This is a genomic window from Micrococcus sp. LASM2_SD2 (assembly GCF_057364565.1).
Genome location: NZ_JBNFOB010000387.1, coordinates 1 through 1,240, shown reverse-complemented (window position 1 = coordinate 1,240; position 1,240 = coordinate 1). Strand labels below are relative to the sequence as shown.

The 1,240-nt window shown below is 76.1% G+C and carries 2 protein-coding genes and 2 pseudogenes; all 4 read left to right on the top strand.

What is annotated here, in order from left to right:
- Positions 1 to 79 precede the first annotated feature (79 nt).
- Positions 80 to 229 (top strand): annotated as a pseudogene (locus AC2W7A_RS12605) (biotin--[acetyl-CoA-carboxylase] ligase); the annotation flags it as partial.
- Between the two features lie 220 nt (positions 230 to 449).
- Positions 450 to 665 carry a hypothetical protein gene (locus AC2W7A_RS12600; RefSeq protein WP_485991633.1) on the top strand — a complete coding sequence of 72 codons (216 nt, stop codon included), beginning with the start codon at positions 450 to 452 and terminating at the stop codon, positions 663 to 665.
- A gap of 53 nt (positions 666 to 718) precedes the next feature.
- Positions 719 to 976: a hypothetical protein gene (locus tag AC2W7A_RS12595; protein WP_485991632.1), complete on the top strand. Its 258-nt coding sequence runs from the start codon at positions 719 to 721 to the stop codon at positions 974 to 976.
- Positions 922 to 1,240, top strand: a pseudogene (locus tag AC2W7A_RS12590) (PH domain-containing protein); the annotation flags it as partial. The gene AC2W7A_RS12595 and the pseudogene AC2W7A_RS12590, both read left to right, overlap by 55 nt.

Genomic DNA, 1,240 nt, shown 5'->3' with positions numbered 1-1,240 from the left:
CACCTGGACGGCGCCTCCCGGCACGGCGCTCGCCCTCACCGTGCACCTGACCCCGGCGGCCTGGCGGCCGCCGGTGGGGATGCCGCACTTCTCCTGGCTCTCCCTCGTGGCCGCGTCCGCCGTGGTGGACGTGGTGCGGGACCTCGGCGTGCCGGCGCACCTGAAGTGGCCCAACGACGTCCTCGTGGCGGACGGGCGGAAGCTCTCCGGCGTGCTCGCCGCCGTCACCCCCGGAGGGGGCGTGGGCATCGGGATGGGGGTGAACATCGACCACCGCGGCGGCGCCCCGGTGGACACGGCCGCCGCGCTCTCGGACTTCCTGCCCGCCGCCAAGCTGCCCGCCCGCAGGACCTCGCCGCCGGATCCACGCCGCCGTCCTGGACCGGGTCCACGCGTGGGCCGCCGCCCTGCCGGCCACGGACGGGCCGGTGGACGGGACGCACGGGAGTGTGGCCGTCGTCGTGGAGCACCTGTCCACGCTGGGACGGCAGGTGCGCGCGGAGCTGCCCGGCGGCGAGGTGCTCGAGGGAGAGGCCGTGGGCCTCGGCCCCGGGGGCACGCTGCGTGTGGCATCCGCCACGGGGGGACATGAGAAGATGGCGGTGCGCGAGATCAGCGCAGGGGACGTGGTCCACCTGCGCGGTGACGTCCGCCGCGCGCACTGACCGAGGGCGCCGCGGGCCGGCCGATGCAGACGTGAACACGTGAAGGAGGGACGATGCGACTCGAGGAGAACGAGCACGTCGTCATCCGCACGCGCGCCCACCCGCGGCAGCTGCTCGGCGCCGCCGCCGTCCTGGTCCTCACCGCCGCGGCGCTGGCCTTCGTGGTGGGATGGCTCGAACGGCCGGACCTGATCTCGCCCCTGGACCGCTACGTGGTGCCGCTGCGTACGGCGGCCATGGCGCTCGCCGCCTGGTGGTGCTGCTGGGCACCGTCGCGCTGTGGCGCTGGGCCACCCGCACCATGGTGCTGACCTCGGACCGCCTCGTGCAGTCCGGCCCGCTCGGCGGCGGGGAGCGCTCCATGCCGCTGCTGAGCATCGCCGCCGTGGAGCACCGCCGCCGCGGCTCCGGCGCCGGGGACCTGCACGTGACCTTCCAGGACGCCTTCCAGCAGGTCTACTGGCGCCTGACGAACGTCCCGGAGATCGAGCGCTTCGAGGCCGCGATGGCCGAGGAGACCGTCTCCGCCCGCCGCCGGCGAGAGCGCGCCTGGGCGCCCGCCCCCGCGCCGCGCC